Annotated in this window: 20 protein-coding genes; 8 read left to right on the top strand and 12 right to left on the bottom strand. The window is 66.7% G+C overall.

Annotation, left to right across the window (positions count from 1 at the left end):
• Positions 1–69 precede the first annotated feature (69 nt).
• The 3 genes from prmA (at position 70) to fis (ending at position 2,176) form a co-directional block, all read left to right on the top strand.
• Positions 70–990, top strand: a complete 921-nt coding sequence (gene prmA / locus ACVOKU_RS09660; protein ID WP_053515676.1) for a 50S ribosomal protein L11 methyltransferase — start codon at positions 70–72, stop codon at positions 988–990.
• Positions 991–1,032: 42 nt separating this feature from the next.
• Positions 1,033–1,785, top strand: a complete 753-nt coding sequence (locus ACVOKU_RS09665; RefSeq protein WP_481559775.1) for a DUF3426 domain-containing protein — start codon at positions 1,033–1,035, stop codon at positions 1,783–1,785.
• Between the two features lie 115 nt (positions 1,786–1,900).
• Positions 1,901–2,176 carry a DNA-binding transcriptional regulator Fis gene (fis, locus tag ACVOKU_RS09670; protein ID WP_005419706.1) on the top strand — a complete coding sequence of 92 codons (276 nt, stop codon included), beginning with the start codon at positions 1,901–1,903 and terminating at the stop codon, positions 2,174–2,176.
• Positions 2,177–2,205: 29 nt separating this feature from the next.
• Here the strand turns inward: fis and ACVOKU_RS09675 are convergent, their stop codons facing one another.
• From ACVOKU_RS09675 to ACVOKU_RS09700, 6 genes are read right to left on the bottom strand one after another with little or no spacing between them, the layout of a single operon-like run.
• Positions 2,206–3,201 (bottom strand): phosphatidate cytidylyltransferase, encoded by a 996-nt coding sequence (locus ACVOKU_RS09675; protein WP_053515673.1) that lies wholly within the window; start codon positions 3,199–3,201, stop codon positions 2,206–2,208.
• Positions 3,198–3,827, bottom strand: coding sequence for a lysophospholipid acyltransferase family protein (locus ACVOKU_RS09680; protein ID WP_053515671.1), 630 nt, complete (start codon positions 3,825–3,827; stop codon positions 3,198–3,200). Before ACVOKU_RS09680 ends, ACVOKU_RS09675 begins: the two co-directional genes overlap by 4 nt.
• A 12-nt stretch (positions 3,828–3,839) precedes the next feature.
• Positions 3,840–4,277 carry a hypothetical protein gene (locus ACVOKU_RS09685; RefSeq protein WP_065174414.1) on the bottom strand — a complete coding sequence of 146 codons (438 nt, stop codon included), beginning with the start codon at positions 4,275–4,277 and terminating at the stop codon, positions 3,840–3,842.
• Entirely contained in the window at positions 4,274–5,608 is a 1,335-nt protein-coding gene (locus ACVOKU_RS09690) for a phosphatase PAP2/dual specificity phosphatase family protein (RefSeq protein WP_481559776.1), read from the bottom strand. Before ACVOKU_RS09690 ends, ACVOKU_RS09685 begins: the two co-directional genes overlap by 4 nt.
• Positions 5,608–7,371, bottom strand: a complete 1,764-nt coding sequence (locus ACVOKU_RS09695) for a bifunctional alpha/beta hydrolase/class I SAM-dependent methyltransferase (RefSeq protein ID WP_481559777.1) — start codon at positions 7,369–7,371, stop codon at positions 5,608–5,610. Before ACVOKU_RS09695 ends, ACVOKU_RS09690 begins: the two co-directional genes overlap by 1 nt.
• Positions 7,372–7,395: 24 nt before the next feature.
• Positions 7,396–8,013 carry a CDP-alcohol phosphatidyltransferase family protein gene (locus ACVOKU_RS09700; protein ID WP_481559778.1) on the bottom strand — a complete coding sequence of 206 codons (618 nt, stop codon included), beginning with the start codon at positions 8,011–8,013 and terminating at the stop codon, positions 7,396–7,398.
• Positions 8,014–8,223: 210 nt separating this feature from the next.
• Here ACVOKU_RS09700 and purH point away from each other — a divergent pair, with 210 nt between their 5' ends.
• Both purH and purD read left to right on the top strand, forming a co-directional pair.
• Positions 8,224–9,807 (top strand): bifunctional phosphoribosylaminoimidazolecarboxamide formyltransferase/IMP cyclohydrolase, encoded by a 1,584-nt coding sequence (purH, locus tag ACVOKU_RS09705; RefSeq protein ID WP_065174411.1) that lies wholly within the window; start codon positions 8,224–8,226, stop codon positions 9,805–9,807.
• Positions 9,808–9,868: 61 nt separating this feature from the next.
• Positions 9,869–11,152 (top strand): phosphoribosylamine--glycine ligase, encoded by a 1,284-nt coding sequence (gene purD / locus ACVOKU_RS09710; RefSeq protein WP_481559779.1) that lies wholly within the window; start codon positions 9,869–9,871, stop codon positions 11,150–11,152.
• Positions 11,153–11,283: 131 nt separating this feature from the next.
• Here the strand turns inward: purD and ACVOKU_RS09715 are convergent, their stop codons facing one another.
• From ACVOKU_RS09715 to rpoH, 3 genes are all read right to left on the bottom strand, one after another.
• The gene (locus ACVOKU_RS09715; RefSeq protein ID WP_481559780.1) at positions 11,284–11,733 is read right to left on the bottom strand and encodes a DUF2247 family protein; all 450 of its coding nucleotides are present in this window, start codon (positions 11,731–11,733) and stop codon (positions 11,284–11,286) included.
• Between the two features lie 59 nt (positions 11,734–11,792).
• Positions 11,793–12,839, bottom strand: coding sequence for an RHS repeat domain-containing protein (locus ACVOKU_RS09720; RefSeq protein WP_481559781.1), 1,047 nt, complete (start codon positions 12,837–12,839; stop codon positions 11,793–11,795).
• 275 nt (positions 12,840–13,114) lie between these two features.
• Positions 13,115–13,990 carry an RNA polymerase sigma factor RpoH gene (gene rpoH, locus ACVOKU_RS09725; protein WP_053515659.1) on the bottom strand — a complete coding sequence of 292 codons (876 nt, stop codon included), beginning with the start codon at positions 13,988–13,990 and terminating at the stop codon, positions 13,115–13,117.
• A 355-nt stretch (positions 13,991–14,345) separates the two neighbouring features.
• Between rpoH and ACVOKU_RS09730 the strand changes: the two genes are divergently transcribed.
• The 3 genes from ACVOKU_RS09730 to ACVOKU_RS09740 all read left to right on the top strand — a co-directional run bounded on the left by ACVOKU_RS09730 (position 14,346) and on the right by ACVOKU_RS09740 (position 17,914).
• Complete coding sequence (locus ACVOKU_RS09730) at positions 14,346–14,738, top strand: BlaI/MecI/CopY family transcriptional regulator (protein ID WP_481559782.1); 393 nt, start codon at positions 14,346–14,348, stop codon at positions 14,736–14,738.
• On the top strand, positions 14,735–16,261 hold the full coding sequence (locus ACVOKU_RS09735; protein ID WP_481559783.1) for a M56 family metallopeptidase: 1,527 nt from the start codon (positions 14,735–14,737) through the stop codon (positions 16,259–16,261). Before ACVOKU_RS09730 ends, ACVOKU_RS09735 begins: the two co-directional genes overlap by 4 nt.
• A gap of 120 nt (positions 16,262–16,381) precedes the next feature.
• A complete protein-coding gene (locus ACVOKU_RS09740; protein WP_481559784.1) occupies positions 16,382–17,914 on the top strand; it encodes a serine hydrolase domain-containing protein in 1,533 nt (510 codons plus the stop codon).
• Between the two features lie 7 nt (positions 17,915–17,921).
• Here the strand turns inward: ACVOKU_RS09740 and ung are convergent, their stop codons facing one another.
• From ung to ftsX, 3 genes are read right to left on the bottom strand one after another with little or no spacing between them, the layout of a single operon-like run.
• Positions 17,922–18,635, bottom strand: coding sequence for a uracil-DNA glycosylase (gene ung, locus ACVOKU_RS09745; RefSeq protein ID WP_481559785.1), 714 nt, complete (start codon positions 18,633–18,635; stop codon positions 17,922–17,924).
• A complete protein-coding gene (locus ACVOKU_RS09750; protein WP_193395996.1) occupies positions 18,632–19,474 on the bottom strand; it encodes a response regulator in 843 nt (280 codons plus the stop codon). The genes ung and ACVOKU_RS09750 overlap by 4 nt, the downstream gene beginning before the upstream one ends.
• A gap of 7 nt (positions 19,475–19,481) precedes the next feature.
• Positions 19,482–20,429, bottom strand: coding sequence for a permease-like cell division protein FtsX (ftsX, locus tag ACVOKU_RS09755; protein ID WP_481559786.1), 948 nt, complete (start codon positions 20,427–20,429; stop codon positions 19,482–19,484).
• Position 20,430 lies beyond the last annotated feature (1 nt).

Raw genomic sequence — 20,430 nt, forward strand, 5'->3', positions numbered from 1 at the left:
ATCTCAGAGCATACGGAGACGCCCCGATGGTCTAGCATGGCCCCCTTTCCCGCGATTGCCCCCGATCCCATGCCGTTCCTGGAACTGACCCTGCGTTGCACCGAAGCCACCCAGCCCCGCTATGAGAATGCGCTGGAGGACGTCGGGGCGTTGGCCGTGACCCTGCTCGATGCCGAGGCCGACACCAGCAACGAGCAGGCGATCCTGGAACCGGGCGTGGGCGAGACGCCGCTGTGGGACAGCCTGGTGCTGACGGCGCTGTTCCCGGCTGACAGCAATGCGCTGTTGCTGCTGGCGGCGCTGGAAGCGTTCGACCCGGAACTGGACTGGAGCGGTGGCAGCTTCCGCGCCGTCGAGGACGAGGACTGGGAGCGTGCCTGGCTGGACCAGTTCCAGCCGATGGACTTCGGCAGCCGCACCTGGATCGTGCCGTGGAACCATGAGCTGCCGGAGGCGGCGCAGGCCGCCGACGCGGCCGTCGTCCGGCTGGACCCGGGCCTGGCCTTCGGCTCCGGTACTCATCCCACCACCGCGCTGTGCCTGCGCTGGCTGGACCAGCTGGCCGTGGACGGCCAGCTGCAGGGCCAGCGCGTGCTCGATTTCGGGTGCGGCTCGGGCATCCTTGCCCTGGCTGCGCTGAAGCTGGGCGCCGCCGAGGCGATCGGCGTGGACAATGATCCGCAGGCCCTGGTCGCGACCGCCGACAATGCCGAGCGCAATGGCGAGCAGGGCCGCATGCAGGTCTATCTGCCACAGGACGAGCCGGTGGCAACCTATCCCATCGTGGTCGCCAACATCCTCGCCTCGGCACTGGATGCCCTGGCCGAACTGCTGGCCGCGCGCGTGGCCGGCGGTGGCCGCATCGCACTGTCGGGCATCCTGCATGGACAGGAGCACGAACTGCTGCAGCGTTACAGTGCATGGTTCGACGACCTGCAGGCGACCCGCGATGGCGACTGGATGCGCATCACCGGCGTGCGCCGCGCCTGATCGTGTTTGAATGAGCGCTCGACCCGAACCCGCACCGTGAGCATGTCCGAGCCGACCCCCGCACGACGTCCACTGGCCACCTTCCTGCGCCCCGCGCCGGAAGGCGGAACGGCACCGGCCGTCGAGGCGCACGTCGATACGCCCGCACAGGCCGGTCCGGCGCCCGAACCCGCTGCGGCGGAGATCGAACATGCGCCGGCAGCGGCGGTGATCACTGCGCAACCCGTTCCGCAGCACACCGATGATGCGCCCCCGCATGCCGCGACGGTGGCATCACCATCGACCCAGGACGCACCCGGTTTCCTCGCCCGTGCACCTTCACGCTCACGCCCGGCGCCGCGCTGGCACTGGCTGCTGGTGGCGGGGCTGGCGGCGCTGCTGATCCTGCAGAGCGTGCTCGCCGACCGCGCGCGGCTGGCGTCCGATGCCCGCCACCGCACATGGCTGGTGGCGCTGTGCGGCGTGCTGCGCTGCAGCCTGCCCGCTTGGCACGAACCCACCGCCTTCACCATGACCAGTCGCGACATCCGCCCGCTGCCGGGTCAGGCTGGCGTACTGCAGGTCCAGGCCAGCATCCGCAATGACGCGCGATGGCCACAGGCCTGGCCCGACCTGCGTCTTTCGCTGTCCGATGCGGACGGACGGGTCATCGGCAGTGACGTTTTCAGCCCCACGCAGTACCTCGGCGAGAACCCGGGTGCCGCCGTGCTGGAACCGGGTCAGAGCGCACACATCGCGTTCCGCGTGCAGGAGCCTGCGGCCTCCACTGTCGCATTCACCTTCGAGTTCCTGTGATCGGGACGAAGGCGACCAGCCATGGCAGGTCGGGCACGCTCGCGCTAGACTGACCGCCACCACCTCATCCGGCCGCGCGCTCCGCGTGCACGGGCCAACCAGATCGGGAACCCCCTTGAACGCTGTCCTTTCTCGTCCTGACAACAGTCGTGGCGCTCCCCGGCCACCGCTGCGCGAACACGTCGCCCAGTCCGTGCGCCGGTACCTGCGCGACCTTGATGGCTGCGATGCAGACGACGTCTACGAGATCGTGCTGCGCGAGATGGAGATTCCGCTGTTCGTGGAAGTGCTCAACCACTGCGAAGGCAACCAGAGCCGGGCCGCGGCGATGCTGGGCATCCACCGTGCCACGCTGCGCAAGAAGCTGAAGGAATACGGCATCAGCGCCTGAGCGCGGATGACGACGTCGTGGAAGCGGGGTTACCCGCCGCCGCCCGCCTTCCAGTAATACCGCACCACGTGGAAGAACACCGGTGCGGCGAAGCACACCGAATCCAGCCGGTCGAGCATGCCGCCATGGCCCTCGATCATGTGGCCCCAGTCCTTGATGCCACGGTCGCGCTTGATCGCCGACATCACCAGGCCACCCCAGAACCCCATCAGGTTGATCAACAGCGACAGGCCGAACGCCTGCAGCGGCGTGAACGGCGTGATCCACCACAGCGCAGCGCCCACCACGCTGGCACTCAGCACGCCACCGATGAAGCCCTCCACTGTCTTCGACGGCGACAGCCTGGGCGCGATCAGGCGCCTGCCCAGCAGCTTGCCCCAGATGTACTGCAGCACGTCCGAGGACTGCACCACGATCACCAGGAACGCCAGCAGCAGCACGTTGCGCGCGGGCTCATGCCCGGGCACACGCAGGTTCAGCAGCAGGGGCACGTGCGAAATGCAGAACACGCAGATCATCAGCCCCCACTGCACCTTGGCCGTGCGCTCCAGGTAATGCGTGGTGTCACCGCCGATGGTGGCCAGGATCGGCAGGAACAGGAACGCGTAGACCGGAATCAGCAGCGTGTACATGCCATACCAGTCGATCCACACCAGGTAGTACTGCCAGGGCAGCACGATGTAGAACGCCGCCAGCAGCGCGTAGTAGTCACCTGACCGGGTGGGTGCCAGGGTGATGAACTCGCGCAGGGCAAACAGCGAGATGATCGCGAACAGCACGATCACCCCGGCCCGGCCGAACAGCAGTGCCAGGCCGACCACGATCGCCATCACCCACCAGGCGCGGATGCGCGAGACCAGATTGGCGATGACCGCGCTGGGCCGTCCACGCTGCCGCCAGCGCAGGGTCTCGGCCACCAGCGTCGCCAGCACCAGCACCGCGCCGACCCCGGCGAACAGCAGCCCGGTCTGCTGGCCCACGCTGCGCGCGGCGAGATCACCCGATACGGCGATCAACCCGCTCATGCGCGTCCTCCGTCCGGCGCCAGATCCAGCAGCGCCTGGCGGCTGCGCTCGAGAAACGCCGTCTTGTCCTCATCGGCCTGCAGCCGCAGCGGAGTACCGAAGGTGGCCGTGCACAGCAACGGCAACGGCAGGAACCGTCCCTTGGGCATCACCCGCTTCAGGTTGTCGATCCACACCGGGACGAATTCCAGTTCCGGACGCTGCCGCGCAAGATGGTAGATGCCACTCTTGAACGGCAGCAGCGGCTCATCGCCGACGTTGCGCGTGCCTTCCGGGAACAGGATCAGTGAGCACTCCGCATCCACCGCGTCACGCAGCGCCTGCAGCGGATCCTGCTGGCGGCGCGCCGCTTCGCGCTCGACCAGCACGCCGTTGAACACCGCATCGATCAGGTAGCGACGCAGGGCGTCGCGCTGCCAGTATTCGGCGGCTGCCACCGGACGCACCTGCCGCCGCAGTGCCGGCGGCATCGACGACCAGATCAGCACGAAATCCCCGTGGCTGGCGTGATTGCCGTAGTAGACACGGCGCTCGCTGGAGGGCGCGCAACCGAGCCACAGCGCCCGCGCGCCGGTGAGTACATGGATGGCGCCACTGCAGGCGCGGGCGATCAGTTCAGCAAACATCGATGTCTCCCCTCAGGTCTGCGGCCACAGCACGGCCAGCAGCAGCGCGGCGAACTGCAGCAGCGCCGCCGCGTACTGGCGCAGCAGCAGGCCCCGCATGCCTGCCCAGCGCACATCCCATCCACGCGTAGGCGCCTGTGCGTCGCGGCGGCGCAGGCCGGCGACATGCAGGGCCGCGTCCACCCGTTCGGCCGCCGCCTCACCGTGCAGCTTCTCCTGCAGCAGCAGCTGCAGGAGGCTGGCGTCCAGCTGTACGCGCACTGCGTAGTACGCCTGCACCATCCCCGCCGCCACGCTCAGCAGCAACAGGCCGGCCGCGAACATCGCCAGTCCCGGCTCGATGCCCAGCAGCAGCAACGCCACCAGCAGCAGTCCCAACGACAGCGCAGCGGGCAGCCGGCCCTGGCGCAGCAGCAGGCGCATCATCGGCAGGTCGACAGCGAGGCTCATGGGGGGCTCTCCGCGGTGATGGCGGCCTGGATGGCGCGCAGGTGGTCGTCATGCAGAACGATGGAGGGCCGCGCGGCACGTATCCGTGCCACCGCCTCGGCTGCGTCCCGTGCCCGGCCGCTGCACAGCAGCCAGGTCGCTACGCTGGCCGCACTGCGCGAATAGCCCAGGGCACAGCACACCAGTACTGGACCCTGCATGCGCAGGCGTTCGATGGCGGCAGCGGCCTCGCGCAGCTGCGCCGGCGAGGGCACCACCATGTCCAGCATCGGCACGCTGGCATACGCAGCACCTGGCGCCCGGCACGACAGCTCTGCGCAGGTATCGACCACGCCGTGCAGTGGCGACGCCAAGGCCGCCCGTGGAATCCGTCCCAACCACACGCCATCGGCCACCGCCGAGGGCTGCGGTGCCCGCCATGTCCATAGCCGCGAATTGATCCAGGCGGCGCCCAGGTAAGGCGCGAGCAGCCAGCGCGCGGCCATGGTCAGGCGCCCGTCGTCGCGCTTCTGGAACATGGCCGTGCCCAGTCCGGCGTACGCCAGCGCCACCAGCAGCAGCGAGATCGCCGGCCACAGCAGCCACAGCGCGGCACCTCGCAGCGTCAGCGCCGGCACCAGCAGCACGGCGGTACCCAGCAGGTAGAGCAGCGCCAGCCGCCACCGCGCAGGATCCTCCGCGGACTGCCAGGCACGCAACGGCGGTGTTCCCTGGTCCGGCCACAGCCACACGCACAGCCAGCCGACCAGCAGGCCAGTGGGAATGTCGATGAAGTGATGCTGGAACGTGGTCAGCACCGAAATGCCGATCAGCAATGCCCACGCATGCAGCACCAGCCGCCAGGCGCCCTGCAGGTAGTGGGCGAACTTCACCCACAGCACGATCAGCAGCACGATGTGCAATGACGGCGCCTGGTTGAAGGGCTTGTCGAACCCCAGCAGCACTTCGAACAACCAGCCATAGGCACCGCCCGTCTCCGGCCGCTCGAAGCTGAAGCGCAGCGGCCACAGCAGGAAGCAGGCCACTGCGATCACCTGTGCACTGAGCAGCCGCAGCGCATGGCGGTCCAGCTCCAGGCGCTGCCGGCACAGGAAGAACGACACGGCGTAGAACAGGTCGATCGACCAGTACGGCACGATCGTCCAGGGCACGAACGGAATGCGCGTCTCCCAGTCGAACACGACAACCGGCACCACGTCGTGGCGGCCGGCCATCCAGTTGGCAAAGCCATAACTGGCGAAGAAGAACGGGCCCAGCAGCGCCAGCCACAGCAGCGCGCGGCGCCACGGACGCGGTGCATCGGCAACGATCGGCGTTGCGGTGATGGCCATCAGGCGACCCGACGCGCCAGCGATACGGTGAAAATGCCGAACGCATCGATGCGCTGGGTCACCTTCTCGAAGCCCGACAGCCGCACCAGCTCGTCCATCTCCTGCTGGGTGCGCCGTCGCATGACCCAGGCCGCGCCCCCGCGATGGCTGGTGAGTGCACGGGCGATGAATTCCAGCTGCGGGTGCCAGGGCTGGCCGGTATAGGCCAGGTAACCCCCCTCCGGCACCACCGCGGCAATACCCTGCAGCGAACGCAGCACAGCGTCGTTGTCGGGGAACAGCTCGTACAGGCCTGAGACCACAGCCAGCGTCGGCGCGGGATCCACCGTCGCCAGCAACGCCGGATCGAACGCGTCGCCCTGCTCGAAGCGGGCGATGTCGGCGGCTCCCAGCCGTTCGATCAAGGCCTGGCCCTGGGTCACATTGAGCGGGCTGAAATCACGCAGCACGATGCGGTCGGCGCGCTGTTCGCCCTGGCCCAGAGCTTCCAGCACATAGCGGCCATGGCCGGCGGCCACGTCCAGCACCTGCACCGGCAGATCCTGACCGCGCAGGCGCATGGCCGCATCACGCAGCAATTCCTGCAGGTGCTGGCCACGCACGCGGATGCCGCGCCAGCCGATCGCATCGAGGTAGTTGCGGTCGATCATCCGCCCCAGCGGCCCCTTGCCGCGCGCTTCGTCGCGGTAGATGTAGTCCAGCGTGCTGCCGGAGTCGAAACCGGTATGCAGGCCCAGCGCGATGCCTTCGGACAGGGTGCCGCCCAGGCGCAGGCCCGCACGCACCCCGCGCCAGCGCAGGTCGGCCAGGCTGTTGCGTTCCGGTGGCCAGGCCAGGATCTCCGATTCCTCGAACGTCGGCCCATGCCGATGCGCGTCGCGCCGCGACAGCGTGCGCAGCGGTTCGGCGAAACGCGCCTGGATGAAGTCGCGGATGCGCGCCAGTGCCGGTGCACGATCGCGCTCGCCCAGCGTGTCGTGGAAGAAGCCCGGCAGATGCACGCGCTCCTTGATCGGACTGGACAGGCGCTCATAGAAGCGGTCCTGCGGACCACGGTGCACCACGAAGTCGGAGCCGGACACCAGCAGCTGCACCGGCACGCTGATCGCCTGCGCATCGGCCACGATGCGGTCGGCGGCTTCATACAGGCCCAGCAGCACGCGTACCGAGATCGGCCGGGTGATCAGTGGATCGGTGCGGTAACTCTCCACCCGTGCCGGATCATGCGTCAGCCACTGCGGCTTGACGTAGCTGCTGACGAAGAAATTGCCGCGCAGCTTCTGCATCATGGCCAGGCCTGGACGTGCGAACGGCACATACAGCTTCACCTTGAATGCCGGTGACGCCAGCACCAGCGCGCGCAGGCGGGGGGCATAGTCGTGTACCCAGGTCGCAGCGATGACCGCGCCCACGCTCTGCGCGACCACGACGATGTCCTCGACCGCGATGCCGTGCTCGCTGCCGATGTGGGCGATGAAGCTGTCCAGGTCGCGCACCAGCGCAGGGAAGCCCGGTGCGTCCCCACGCTCGCCCGGCGAACGGCCATTGCCGCGCGCGTCCCAGGCGAAGAAGGCGATCTCCGGCAGGTCCAGTTCGTCGACCAGGTGGGTGACCCGCCCTGAATGCTCGTGGCCGCGATGCAGCAGCACGATGGCCCGGACCGTGCGCCCCGGTGGTGTGCCTGCGGCCGCAACCGGCCAGTGCCGGTAGAACAGCGGTACTTGGTCGAAGCTGTGGAATTCCCGTTCCTGCACCTGACGCATGCCTTCTCCTGGTGGGCTGTTGACTTATTGCTGCGCTGTGGCCGCTTCCTTCAGTCCCCGCCGGACGCGGTTGACCGCCGTTACCCCGCACAGCAGCGCCATCGCTGCGGTCACGCCGCCGACCGTCAGGGCACCGGCCCAGCCGAACGCCAGCAGCAGGCCCAGCAGGCCGATGACGAAGGCGCGGTCGCTCTTGCCCATCGGGCCGTCGTAGCGGCGGCTGGCACCGACCATCAGGCCCAGCACACCGGCGTACTCGCTCAGTGCTGCGCCCCAGGCCAGCAACCACAGCGCTTCCGGGCGAACGCCCGGCACGCTGAGCAGACTCAGGTACAGCGCCGCATCGGCCACCCCATCGCACAGCTCGTTCAGATAGGCGCCCAGCCGCGACTGCTGGCCGAACTCGCGGGCCAGCATGCCGTCCACGGCATTGAGGGCCATGCGCAGCAGCATCCACAGCGGCAGGGCCAGATACAGCAGCGGCTGCTGTGGCGCACAGCACCAGACCACGACGGCGACCAGCAGCGAGACCACGGCAGCGGCCACGGTCACCGCATTGGCGGTGATCCCCGCGCGATGCAGGCCGCCTACGGCCGGACGCAGCAGGTCCTGGAAACGTCCTTTCAATGCATAGATCGACACGATCCGAACCCGCAGCTCCCTGGCAGTTCCGGCACAGCCTACCCGATTGGGAGCGCACCTCCGTCGAAATGTCCGCGGCGCGGCGCCGGCCAGGGCGTACCGAAGGCGGCGACAGGGCCGTTGGCGCCGGTCAATTTTGCCGCCGCCGCCCGCCGTCGGCCCCCACCGCCTACAATATCGGCCCCGCTCCGCTGCCGATTGCCCCGTCCCATGACTGCTGATCTGTTGCCCGTCCGTCGGGCCCTCCTCTCCGTTTCCGACAAGACCGGCCTGGTCGAGCTGGCCACCGCACTGGCCGCCCGCGGCGTCGAGCTGCTGTCCACCGGCGGCACCGCCAAGGCCATCCGTGATGCGGGCCTGGCCGTGAAGGACGTCGCCGAGGTCACCGGTTTCCCGGAAATGATGGACGGGCGGGTCAAGACCCTGCACCCGATGGTGCACGGCGGCCTGCTGGGCCGCTCGGGCCTGGATGACGCGGTGATGGCCGAACACGGCATCGGCGCCATCGACCTGCTGGTACTGAACCTGTACCCGTTCGAATCGGTCACCGCCAAGGCCGACTGCACCCTGGCCGACGCGGTGGAGAACATCGACATCGGCGGCCCGGCCATGCTGCGCTCGGCGGCCAAGAACTTCGCCCGCGTGGCCGTGGCCACCGACCCGTCGCAGTACGCCGAGCTGCTGGGCGCCCTGGACACCCATGATGGCCAGCTGCCGGCGGCCACCCGCTTCGCCTTCTCGGTCGCCGCGTTCAACCGCGTCGCCCAGTACGATGCGGCGATCAGCAACTACCTGTCGGCGGTCACCGCCACCGACGCCGCCGTGCCGGTGCGTGCCGAGTACCCGGCGCAGATGAACTCCACCTTCGTCAAGGTGATGGACCTGCGCTACGGCGAGAACCCCCACCAGAGCGGCGCGTTCTACCGCGACCTGTACCCGGTGCCGGGCACCTTGGCCACCTTCCAGCAGCTGCAGGGCAAGGAACTGAGCTACAACAACCTGGCCGATGCCGATGCCGCCTGGGAATGCGTGCGCCAGTTCGATGCGCCGGCCTGTGTCATCGTCAAGCACGCCAACCCGTGCGGCGTGGCGGTGGGTGCCGGCAACGGCGATGCCTACGAGCTGGCCTACGCCACCGACCCGACCAGTGCCTTCGGCGGCATCATCGCCTTCAACAAGCCGCTGGACGCCGCCACCGCACAGGTCATCCTGGACCGTCAGTTCGTGGAAGTGCTGATCGCACCGGACTATGAGCCGGCGGCGCTGGAATACGCGCAGAAGAAGGCCAACGTGCGCGTGCTGCGCATTCCGCATGGCGACGGCCTGAACAACTTCGACAGCAAGCGTGTCGGCTCGGGCCTGCTGCTGCAGTCCTCGGACAACCGCGGCATGACCCGTGACGAACTGAAGGTGGTCAGCAGGCTGGCACCGACCGACAAGCAGTTCACCGACCTGCTGTTCGCCTGGAAGGTGGCCAAGTTCGTGAAGTCCAACGCGATCGTCTATGCCAAGGACAACCGCACCATCGGCGTGGGTGCCGGCCAGATGAGTCGCGTGTATTCGGCGCGCATCGCCGGCATCAAGGCGGCCGACGCGAACCTGGTGGTTGAAGGCTCGGTGATGGCGTCTGATGCGTTCTTCCCGTTCCGCGACGGCATCGATGCCGCCGCCGCCGCCGGCATCAAGGCGGTCATCCAGCCGGGCGGCTCGATGCGCGACGCCGAGGTGATCGCCGCCGCCGACGAGCATGGCCTGGCCATGGTGTTCACCGGCGTGCGCCACTTCCGCCACTGATCCGCATCATCAAGCCGGGCCCTGCCCGGCTTTTCTTTTCTGCTTACGAGAACCCTGTCCCATGAAGATCCTCGTCATCGGCTCCGGCGGCCGCGAACACGCCCTGGCATGGAAGCTGGCCCAGTCCTCCCGCGTCGATGAGGTACTCGTGGCACCCGGCAACGCCGGCACCGCCACCGAAGACAAGTGCCGCAACATGGCGGTGAAGGTTACCGACATCGATGGCCTGCTGGCCCTGGCCCGGGCCGAAGGTGTTGAACTCACCGTGGTCGGCCCGGAAGTGCCGCTGGTGGCAGGCGTGGTCGATCGGTTCCGTGCCGCCGGCCTGCGCATCTTCGGGCCGACTGCCGCCGCTGCCCAGCTGGAAGGCAGCAAGGCCTACGCCAAGGACTTCCTGGCGCGCCACAACATCCCGACCGCGTTCTACGCCGTGCACACCGACGTGGACGCGGCACTGGCCTACATCCGCGAGAAGGGTGCGCCGATCGTGGTGAAGGCCGATGGCCTGGCCGCCGGCAAGGGGGTGATCGTTGCAATGACCCTGGCCGAGGCCGAGGATGCGGTGCGCGACATGCTCTCCGGCAACGCGTTCGGCGACGCCGGCGCGCGCGTGGTGATCGAGGAGTTCCTCGACGGCGAGGAAGCCAGCTTCATTTCGATGGTCGATGGCGTGCATGCGCTGCCGATGGCCACCTCGCAGGACCACAAGCGTGTCGGCGACGGTGATACCGGGCCGAACACCGGCGGCATGGGCGCGTACTCACCGGCCCCGGTGGTCACGCCGGAGGTGCACGCGCGGGTGATGCGCGAGGTGGTGAACCCGACCGTGCAGGGCATGATCGCCGACGGCATTCCGTTCACCGGCTTCCTTTACGCAGGCCTGATGATCGATGCCAGCGGCGCACCGAAGGTGATCGAGTTCAACGTGCGCTTCGGTGACCCGGAAACCCAGCCGGTGATGCTGCGCCTGCAGTCGGATCTGGTCGGGCTGGTGGAAGCCGCCATTGATGGCCGCCTGGACCAGGTGCAGGCACAGTGGGATGCGCGCCCGTCGCTGGGTGTGGTGCTGGCGGCGAAACCTTACCCGGAAGCGCCGGTCACCGGTGACGTGATTTCCGGCCTGGATGAGGTGCCGGGCAGCGCCAAGGTCTTCCATGCGGGTACTGCACTGGACGCGCACGGCCAGGTGGTCAGCGCCGGCGGCCGCGTGCTGTGCGTGGCGGCGCTGGGTGACAGCGTGCGCGATGCGCAGGCCAATGCCTACGCCGGCGTGGCCAAGGTGCGCTGGGCCAACGAGTTCCATCGCAATGACATCGGCTGGCGCGCGATCGCGCGTGAGGGGTGAGGCCTGGTAGATCCACCACGCAGACTCCTGCATGGAACCAGATCGCGGATTCTGGGAGTCTTCACCGTCCTCGGCATGGAAGCCGGGACGGTGCGCTTCGGGAAGAGGCGACGCACGTCAAGCGAAGGAAACTACGCTGAGTGAATCCGCTGTTTCGCCGAGTCAAGATAGCGTTTCCAGTTCTCGAAGAGCCGCGCAACATTCTGCTCATGTGAGTGAGCAGACGGATCATACCCATCAGAAGCTGGCATGTACCTGACAAAGCTCTCCAGAGACTCCGGGTAATCAAAATCAGCGTAGATCCTCTCAACCTCTCCGAGCGGATCAGCAATCTCATCGCGCTTGGCGTAGGCGTCAGCGAGAAATGCAACAAGCCATCTTCTGAGAATCTCATCCTCGTTTGAGTTCTTATCGAATGCCGCCAACTGCGCAGCTACGCTATTACGCTCATCGGGAAGAACCCCTTCAAGCCTTTCAATCAAGGCGTTCAGATTGAACTTCTCTTCCAGTTCCTTCTGCTCCGACGCGCAGTGCTTCACAACCTCAAAGTCAATCAGATGGCGCCCCAGTGCCCATGCCACCTCGGTCTGACTCCAGGGTCCATAGGGTTGAATACAGTCATACGTTCTCATGTAGACACTCACTTCTTGTTTGGTATTCCGTTCATGCTGCCACCTTCCACAAATCTTTGATGGGTCAAGTCGCCAGCCTTGTCGACTATGTATTCAAATCGACCGGCCTTTCCATTGAGTTCACCTGGCAGCTGCGTCAGAGTGCGGACCACGCCGTCACCCCCTGTCAACGGAGTATGAACACCCGCTTCTGCAGCGGTCTCTCGCATAAAGGTCGCCGAATTGTGCCCAGCGTCGGCTTTGAGTGCACTGCCCACAGGTCGGGAATTCAAAAGTGCCCGACCTTCAACACTCAGAGCTTTGGATGCCGCCACACCTGCTCCACCGGCACCTGTAACTCCTGCGATATCAGCAGCGATACTGGTAGCTGCTGATACGACACTTGGATTGGCCATCGCAACCATGCCAGCTTCGATCAGCACTGGAGCAGCCATTGCCGCTGTAACAGCGATTGCGGCCGGTCTCATCGGCTCGTATACGGCGCCATTTCCGGCAGCAATATCCCTCCGATGCCGCTCAACGAATCGCTCTGCGGCCTGCCTTCCATCCGCATCGACGAACCTGTAGGGGTTCCCGTTCGCGTACCGATACCTATTGAACTGCTCAACTGGCATTTGGTGAGCGGTGACTGGGTCCACTGACAAAAACACACCCAGTTGTGGATCCATGTAGCGCTGTTGCATGTAGCTCAGCCCTGTGGCCGAGTCACTCACATGTCCGGCGTACCCAGGTCCATCCGTGACCTGACCGCCTACCACGGCCCCGTAGGGTTCGTAGTCATATCGTTTGATGACGTTGCCGTTGGCATCGCTTTCGGCCACAACCGAGCCGAGGGCATCAGTGTGAATGTATGTGATCGTTGTCTGGGCGATTGCGGATGGTGACAGGCCAAGGCCGATCAGCAGCAAGCAGCACAGCCAGGCGCCTATGACACCAAGCTTGCGAGTTCGATCTTCAAATGCCCCGAAGCGGGTCGACACACCGCTTGCAGTTCCCCCGAACCTGCGCATCATTCCGATCCATGAAAGAGCCTTGAAGCAAGGCTTGGCATTCATAGCACAGGAAGGCAGTCATCGGAGTCCAACTCCAGGACTGAGGCCAAAGGGACCATTCTGAATTGGACCGGGCCTTTGGCTATAAACCTCGCGAGGGATTGAACGGCCACCGGAAGCGCATGACTGCCAGCCATGGGCTGGTACTACTGAAGCAGCCGATCAGCGACCTGCATTACCAACTGCCATGCCGGCCGAACAAAAAAAGCCCCGACCAACGCCGGGGCCTTTCATCAGAACGGGTTCCGGAAATAGGAACCGAACCTAAGATCCATGCCTTACGCGGTGAACAGCGCCTTCATCTTCTTCAGGGCGTTCGCCTCGACCTGGCGGATGCGTTCGGCCGACACGCCGTACTCGTCTGCCAGTTCCTGCAGCGTCACCTTGCTGTCCGCATCCAGCCAACGGCGGCGGATGATGTCACGCGAACGCGCATCCAGTTCAGCCATGCCTTCGCGCAGCAGCTGCAGCTGGTTGTCCTCGCTGTCGGCCCGCTCGTAGGCCATCGACGGATCTTCATCGTTGGCCACCAGGTATGCGGCCGGCGACGGCGGCGCATGGTCGTCATCCTCGTCGCTGGGCGCATCGAAACCGATATCGCGACCGGACAGGCGCGACTCCATTTCCATGACCTCGCGCTCGGACACGTTCAGATCCTTGGCCACCGCGCTGACTTCCGCGGCGTTCATCCAGCCCAGGCGCGTCTTCGACTTGCGCAGGTTGAAGAACAGCTTGCGCTGCGCCTTGGTGGTGGCGACCTTGACGATGCGCCAGTTCTTCAGGATGAACTCGTGCATCTCGGCACGGATCCAGTGCACGGCGAAGGAGACCAGGCGCACGCCCATGTCCGGGTCGAAGCGCTTGACCGCCTTCATCAGGCCGATGTTGCCTTCCTGGATCAGGTCGCCCAGTGCGAGTCCGTAGCCGTTGTAGCCGCGGGCCACGTGCACCACGAAGCGCAGGTGCGAATGCACCAGCTCACGGGCAGCGTCCAGATCGTTGCCGTCGCGGAAGCGACGGGCCAGGTCCTGTTCGTCATCGACCGACAGCACCGGGATCTGGTGCACGGCACCGATGTAGGCGTCCAGCGAACCGAGCGCACTGGGAATCGGGAGATTGTTTGCCACAAGGGCAGTAGAGGTGTTCTGGCTCATAGGCACCCATCTTAGCAGTCCGGGATTTGGACTGCTAAAGGAGGAAAAAGTTCCAGCATCCTATTGATGCAACACTGGTCCCAAACAGAGCCCTACCGTAGCGCGATTTGATGACAGTGGCGAGCGCGCTTTTCGGGATTCACAATCCCTTGGAATTCAAGCAATTACCTGCCGGGAACCGGCCGATTCCGGTCAAGCGGAGCTGAACGGGCCGTTCCGGAGGCCCATTCAGGCCAGCAAACGTTGCCCGGTGTTCAGGCCCGGCCGGTCGAGCCGGTGCTTGACTACTAAAAAACCAGTTGACTCCTCCACGCCGGCGTGCTCCGATGCGTCAACTAATTCGTTCGTAGATGCCATGGCCCGCCCCGTTTCTCCCACCCCCACCCCGGCCGAGCAGGCGATCCTGGACATCCTCTGGGACAAGGGCGAAGCCTCGGTGCGCGAGGTGGCCGACATCCTCGGCGAGCAAAGGCCGGTCGCCTACACGACCGTGCTGACCATGTTCAATGTGCTGGCGCGCAAGGGCTTCGTAAGCCATCGCCAGGAAGGCCGCGCCTTCATCTATCACGCAACGCTCAGCCGCGAGCAGGCACGCCGCCAGGCACTGGATCATCTGCTGCACCAGTTCTTCGACGGCTCACCAAACGTACTTGCCCAGCATCTGCTGGACGAGCGTGAGATCGACCGCACCGAACTGCAGGGCCTGCAGCAGCGCATCAGCGATGCCAAGGCCGGGAGAAGGGAATGAATCTGATCGATCTGGCGATGGCACTGGGCGCGCGACAGCTGCTGCTGGGCGCGATGGTGCTGCTCCCCGCGCTGTGGCTGGCACGACGACAAAGCCTTTCCCCCGAGCAGCGCTCCTGGCTGCTGACAGCGGCAATCACCGTCGCACTGCTGCTGCCGTTCACCGCGTTCCTGCCCGGCTGGTCGACCACGCTGCCCTCGCCGGCTCCGGCGGCTCCGGCGTTGCACCCCATGCCGGGCGAAGGTGCCACCACAGAGGAAGCCATCTACGAGGCCGGACGGCAGCCAGACATCTATTATCTTGAACTGCCTCGGGCTCTGCCGACCCTGCTGGCGGCGCTATGGCTGCTGGGCACCCTCTGGCTGGGCATGCGCCTGTTCGACGCACTGCTGCAGACACGCCACCTGCGACGCCGGGCACAACCGGCATCGCCGGCGCTGCGCAACAGCCTGGAAGGCATCGTGCCGGCACATGTAGACATTGCCACCTGCGCGGTCGATGGCCCCTTGGTGGTGGGCCTCTGGCGCCCGCAGATCCTGCTGCCGCGACACCTCATCGCGCGCCTGGATACCGTCGCGCTGCAGAACATCGTCCGCCATGAAGTCGCACACCTGCAACGCCACGACCTGTGGACGAGTACGCTGCTGCGTGCGGGCGTCGCGCTGTTCTGGTGGAATCCGCTGCTGCACATCGCACAGTCGCGGCTGACAGTACTGCGCGAGATGGCCTGCGACGCCCGCGCGGCAGCGCAGGCATGCGAGCCGCTGGACTACGCCGCCTCGCTGCTGGACAGCATCGAGCAGTTGCAGGCCCTGCGCGAGCAGCCGCCGAAACTGGCGCTGGGCATGTTCGACGCACGCAGCCAGCTGGCACAGCGTATTGACCAGCTCATCGCGACGCCGGCAGCAGCACCGCGCCGACGAAGCACCTTGCTGCTGGGCCTGCTGCTTCTGCTGACCTGCACGACTGCGCTTGTCCTGGTCGCGCCGCGTTTGGCGACCCCCACCGGCACCGGCTCCGATCCCCGGGTAATCGAGCTGCTGCGTGCTGCCAGCCACCATGACACAGCGCAGGTGCATGCCCTGGCCGTCGCAGGCGTCGATCTCAATGCACGCGCACTCGGCGATGGCACCGCATTGATCCAGGCAATCCGCGCGCGCGATCCGGCCATGGTCGACACCCTGCTGCGGCTGGGGGCCGATCCCGACCGCGCCGCGTTGGGCGAAGGCAACCCGCTGATCGTCGCGTCGGCACTGGGGCTGCAACCCATCGTAGAGCAGCTGGTCCGCGCCGGTGCCGACGTGAACCGGGTGGTGACCTACGACGAGACGCCACTCATCAATGCTTCGCGTGGCGGCCATCTGGTCACCGTGCAGTACCTGCTGGAGCACGGTGCCGACGTCAATCTGGGCGTGGAGGCCGACGGCTGGCTGGGCCGCTGGAGGACGCCATTGAACCAGGCACGCACGGTGGCCGTACGCGATTACCTGCTGGCTCGCGGCGCACGCCCCGAACCGCAGTGAAGCTGCGCTGCATCGCGCCCTGTGATGCAGCGCTTGTGCCCTCCAACCGCACCGCCCGTACGCAGCTCGCGTGCGTGGTCATGCCTGCGCCGCACCTCACCCGCTGAAAGGATGCCGATGATGAAACGACTGCTGCTCTGCTCACTGCTGGTCACGCTGCTGCCCGCGCTGCAACCCGGCGCCGCGATCGCGCACGAGAGCGCCAACGGGGATACCACTCGTTTCGCCCAGGCAATGGCCAACGGCCTGCGCCCCAGTACCGCAGCGCAGGGCGCTGCAGTGCCGCACTGGTCGATCCAGGATCGCCTCGCCCATTACAAGGTTCCGGGAGCGGCGGTTGCGGTCATCCGCAATGGCAGGGTGGTGTACGCAGCCGGGTTCGGGCTGCGCCAGGCGGGCACGCAGGATGCAGTGGACGCCGACACCGTTTTCTCGGTGGGCTCGGTCAGCAAGATGGGCGCAGCGGCCACCGCGCTGAAGCTGGTGGCTGCGGAACGCCTGCAGCTGGACGATGACATCGATCGCCACCTGCGCCGCTGGCATGTCCCCGCTACGGCGCCCGCGCAGCACACTCCGGTCACCCTGCGCATGCTGCTTTCGCACACCGCCGGCTTCAATGTGCACGGATTCGAGGACTACCAGCCCGGAGAACCGCTGCCCACTCTGCTGCAGACCCTTGAAGGCCTGCCGCCTGCGAAGAACCCGGCAATCCGCCTGATCCATCCTCCCGGTCACCAGGTGGATTACTCCGGTGGTGGCTATACGGTGGTACAGCTGGCCATCGAGGATGTCACCGGCCTGCCGTTCGCGGAGGCCGCCCGCCGCCAGATGTTCGCGCCATTGGGCATGTCACGCAGCACCTACCAGAATCCGTTGCCCGCACGGCACGGCAACATCGCCCACGCGCACGACAGCAAGGGGCAGCCGGAAGCACTGCCGCGAGGCTGGCAGAGCTTTCCAGAACAGGCAGCCTCCGGTTTGTGGACCAGCGCCAATGATCTAGGCCTGTTCGTCGCGGCGCTGCTGCGCAGCGTGCGGGGTACCGACGGCTGGCTGCCACAGTCGCTGGCGCTGCAGATGGTCAGCGAAGTCGCACCTGCCGCGCGCGGCCTGGGTCCGGAGCTGGCGGGCGCCGGGGGCAGCCGCCGCTTCTTCCACAATGGCAGCAACGACAGTTATCACGCTGGCATCGAAGGCTACCCGGAAAGTGGCGATGGCTTCGTCATCCTCACCAACGGCGATAACGGTCCGGCCCTACGGGGCGAGATCCGTAATGCCCTGTCCGATGCGCTCGGTCACAATGCCAAGCCGCTGATCCGCACTCTCGATGCTGCGCCGCTAAGCGCCGCTTTCCCGCAGTTCGACGGACACTTCACGCGCGACGACGCGCTGCCGATGGACATGCGCGGTGGCCTGGCCGACTGGTTCGAAGTCGACACGCTGGATGTGCAGTCGAGTGAGGCGGGACTGCAGCTGCGCCTGCCCGGGCGCGACTCGCCGGTAGCCCTGCAGGCGCTGACACCGGTTCGTTTTCTGGCCGGCAGCATCGGCGCGGAAGTGCTGTTCCATCGCGGCGGTGATGGCAGGGTGCATGCGCTGAGCGTAATTGCCGAAAGTGGCCGCGCCTACTACCGCCGGGACACCAGGCCTTAGTGCGGAATCACATTGCGTCGCGCGGCGGCAGCGACCAGTCGATCGGCGCCTGCCCGCGACGCTGCAGATAGTCGTTGGCCATCGAGAAATGCCGGCAGCCGAGGAAGCCACGATGGGCCGACAGCGGCGAGGGATGCGGGGCTTTCAGCACACGGTGGCGCCGGGTATCGATGACCTTGCCCTTCTGCTGCGCGTAGGCCCCCCAGAGCATGAACACCAGGCCTTCGCGTTCGCGGTTGAGCACATCCACCACGTGGTCGGTGAAGCCTTCCCAGCCGCGGCCCTGATGGGCGCCGGCCTTGCCCTCCTCCACCGTCAGCACGGCATTGAGCAGCAGCACGCCGCGCTGCGCCCACGGCACCAGGCAGCCGTGATCGGGACGGGAGATGCCCAGGTCGCCCTCGATCTCCTTGTAGATGTTCAGCAGCGATGGCGGCACCGGAACGCCGGCGGGCACCGAGAAGCTCAGTCCATGCGCCTGGCCGCGCCCGTGGTACGGGTCCTGGCCCAGGATCACCACTTTCACCTGCTCGAACGGCGTGGCGTCGAACGCCGCGAAGATCTGCGGGCCCGGCGGGAACACCGCCGCGCCGGCCGCCTTGCGCTGGCGCAGGAAGGTGGAGAGTTCGCGCATCTGCGGCTGCAGCAGGTAATCGCCGACCTGCTGCTTCCAGCTCGGTTCCAGCTGGATCGTCGGGGTGTCCACTACGTCATCGGTCATCGCAACAGGGGTCCATCGTTCAAGCGGGCCAGGCGCAGCTGGAACAGCACCTTGGTCACCAGCAGGCGCTCCTCGATCGGCTTCAGCACCAGATCATTGGCACCGGCCTGCAGCAACCCGGTCTGGTTGTGTGGATTGCCGTCGCCGGTCATCACCAGCACCGGCAGGCGGCGTTTGCCGTAGCCGAAATCCACGCGCACGCGCTGCACCACGTCGCGTCCGCTCAATTCGCCCTTCAGGGTGACGTCGGTCAGCACCAGGTCGATGCGGTGGCGGCTGCGGCCCAGCGATTCGGCCGTGAGCAGGGTGAAGGCCTCTTCGGCACTGACCACGTGCAGCACGTTGAGCTGCTGGCGTTCGAGCATGCGCTTGGTCGCCTCCGCCACCACCCGGCTGTCCTCGATGTAGAGGATGGTCGCCCCGGGAATGGTCTGCGGCTGCACATAGCCACGGATGAAGGTCGCCAGGGCCTCATGGCCCAGCGCCTTGTCGAAATAGTCGGTGACGTACTCGGTGAAACGCCGCTGCTCCAGATGCTGCTGCGCATCGCCGGAGACCACGATCACCGGCACGTACGCCTGGCCGGCAGCTTCGCGGACCGTCCGCGCCAGCGCCAGGCCGTCGCCGTCACGCAGGGTCAGCGAGGTGGTGACCAGGTCCACCGGCCCCTGCGCCAGCGCCTGCTGGGCACCCTCGATGCTGTCGCAGCCGATCACCTCCACGCCCGGCAGATCACGCTGCAGCACGTCGGCGATCAGCTTGCGCACCAGTTTGGAACCGTCGACCACCATCACCCGCGTAGCGGGCCCTTCAAGGTGCTTCAGCGCTTGCGGTTGCATGCCGGTCTCAGGTGTCGGTCGGGCGGGTCTGGCGGAGGAAGTGGCCGGTGACCAGCCACGCGCCCAGCCACCCCAGCAGCAGCGTGCCCAGCAGGACCAGGCTGCCATGCAGCAGGTCCAGGCCGTGCAGCACGAACGGGCTGCCGTAGCTGCGTGACAGGTCAGCCAGCGGCGCGCGCAGGGCGGCGCCGGCAACACCGATCAGGGCCAGCGCCACCGCGCCGGCGCCCAGCCCGTACCAGGCACCCAGATACAGGAAGGGCCGGCGGATGAAGCCATCGCTGGCGCCGAGCAGCTGCAGCACGCCGATTTCCTCGCGCCGTGCCTGGATGTCGAGGCGCACGGTATTGCCAACCACCAGCGCAGCGCCGACGCCGAGCAGCACCGAAAGCACCTGTACCAGCCGCGCGCCGAACGCCAGCCACGCATCCAGACGCTGCCGCCACAGCGCATCGTGCTGCACCAGATCGGCCTCGGGCAGGCTTTCCAGCGCACGCGCCAGACGCGCATCGTCCTTGCCCTGCCCCGGGGTGATGACCAGCAGCGACGGCAGCGGATTGTCGTTCAACGCGTCGATCGCCTCGCCAAGGCCGGCGTCGCGCAGCTCCTGCAGCCCTTGCTCGGGCGTGCGCACGCTCACCTCGCCGACGTCATCGCGGTCGCGCAGCTGGCCGGCCAGGCGCAACGCACCGGGGCCATCCACCGTGCCCTTGAGGAAGACATTGATGTCGCGCGACTGCTGCACGCTGCCGGCGAAATGCTTGAGGTTGTCCAGCGCGATCGACAGGCCCAGTGGCAGTGCCAGCGCCAGCGCCATGACCATCACCGTCAGCAGGGTTGCCCACGGCTTGCGGCAGGCGCGGCCCAGGCTGAACACCACGCTGTGCACGTGGTGCTGGAACCACACGCCGAGACGCGAGGGTGCGGCGGCTTCGCTGTTTTCGTTCTTCGCCATG

The sequence above is a fragment of the Stenotrophomonas sp. STEN147 genome (assembly GCF_056757995.1).

What these genes read in the sequence shown, in the direction of transcription:
- prmA (WP_053515676.1), top strand. Translation starts at nt 70, where the DNA reads ATGCCGTTCCTGGAACTGACCCTGCGTTGCACCGAAGCCACCCAGCCC.
- ACVOKU_RS09665 (WP_481559775.1), top strand. Translation starts at nt 1,033, where the DNA reads ATGTCCGAGCCGACCCCCGCACGACGTCCACTGGCCACCTTCCTGCGC.
- ACVOKU_RS09675 (WP_053515673.1), bottom strand. Translation starts at nt 3,201, where the DNA reads ATGAGCGGGTTGATCGCCGTATCGGGTGATCTCGCCGCGCGCAGCGTG.
- ACVOKU_RS09680 (WP_053515671.1), bottom strand. Translation starts at nt 3,827, where the DNA reads ATGTTTGCTGAACTGATCGCCCGCGCCTGCAGTGGCGCCATCCATGTA.
- ACVOKU_RS09685 (WP_065174414.1), bottom strand. Translation starts at nt 4,277, where the DNA reads ATGAGCCTCGCTGTCGACCTGCCGATGATGCGCCTGCTGCTGCGCCAG.
- ACVOKU_RS09690 (WP_481559776.1), bottom strand. Translation starts at nt 5,608, where the DNA reads ATGGCCATCACCGCAACGCCGATCGTTGCCGATGCACCGCGTCCGTGG.
- ACVOKU_RS09695 (WP_481559777.1), bottom strand. Translation starts at nt 7,371, where the DNA reads ATGCGTCAGGTGCAGGAACGGGAATTCCACAGCTTCGACCAAGTACCG.
- purH (WP_065174411.1), top strand. Translation starts at nt 8,224, where the DNA reads ATGACTGCTGATCTGTTGCCCGTCCGTCGGGCCCTCCTCTCCGTTTCC.
- purD (WP_481559779.1), top strand. Translation starts at nt 9,869, where the DNA reads ATGAAGATCCTCGTCATCGGCTCCGGCGGCCGCGAACACGCCCTGGCA.
- ACVOKU_RS09720 (WP_481559781.1), bottom strand. Translation starts at nt 12,839, where the DNA reads ATGAATGCCAAGCCTTGCTTCAAGGCTCTTTCATGGATCGGAATGATG.
- rpoH (WP_053515659.1), bottom strand. Translation starts at nt 13,990, where the DNA reads ATGAGCCAGAACACCTCTACTGCCCTTGTGGCAAACAATCTCCCGATT.
- ACVOKU_RS09730 (WP_481559782.1), top strand. Translation starts at nt 14,346, where the DNA reads ATGGCCCGCCCCGTTTCTCCCACCCCCACCCCGGCCGAGCAGGCGATC.
- ACVOKU_RS09735 (WP_481559783.1), top strand. Translation starts at nt 14,735, where the DNA reads ATGAATCTGATCGATCTGGCGATGGCACTGGGCGCGCGACAGCTGCTG.
- ACVOKU_RS09740 (WP_481559784.1), top strand. Translation starts at nt 16,382, where the DNA reads ATGAAACGACTGCTGCTCTGCTCACTGCTGGTCACGCTGCTGCCCGCG.
- ung (WP_481559785.1), bottom strand. Translation starts at nt 18,635, where the DNA reads ATGACCGATGACGTAGTGGACACCCCGACGATCCAGCTGGAACCGAGC.
- ACVOKU_RS09750 (WP_193395996.1), bottom strand. Translation starts at nt 19,474, where the DNA reads ATGCAACCGCAAGCGCTGAAGCACCTTGAAGGGCCCGCTACGCGGGTG.
- ftsX (WP_481559786.1), bottom strand. Translation starts at nt 20,429, where the DNA reads ATGGCGAAGAACGAAAACAGCGAAGCCGCCGCACCCTCGCGTCTCGGC.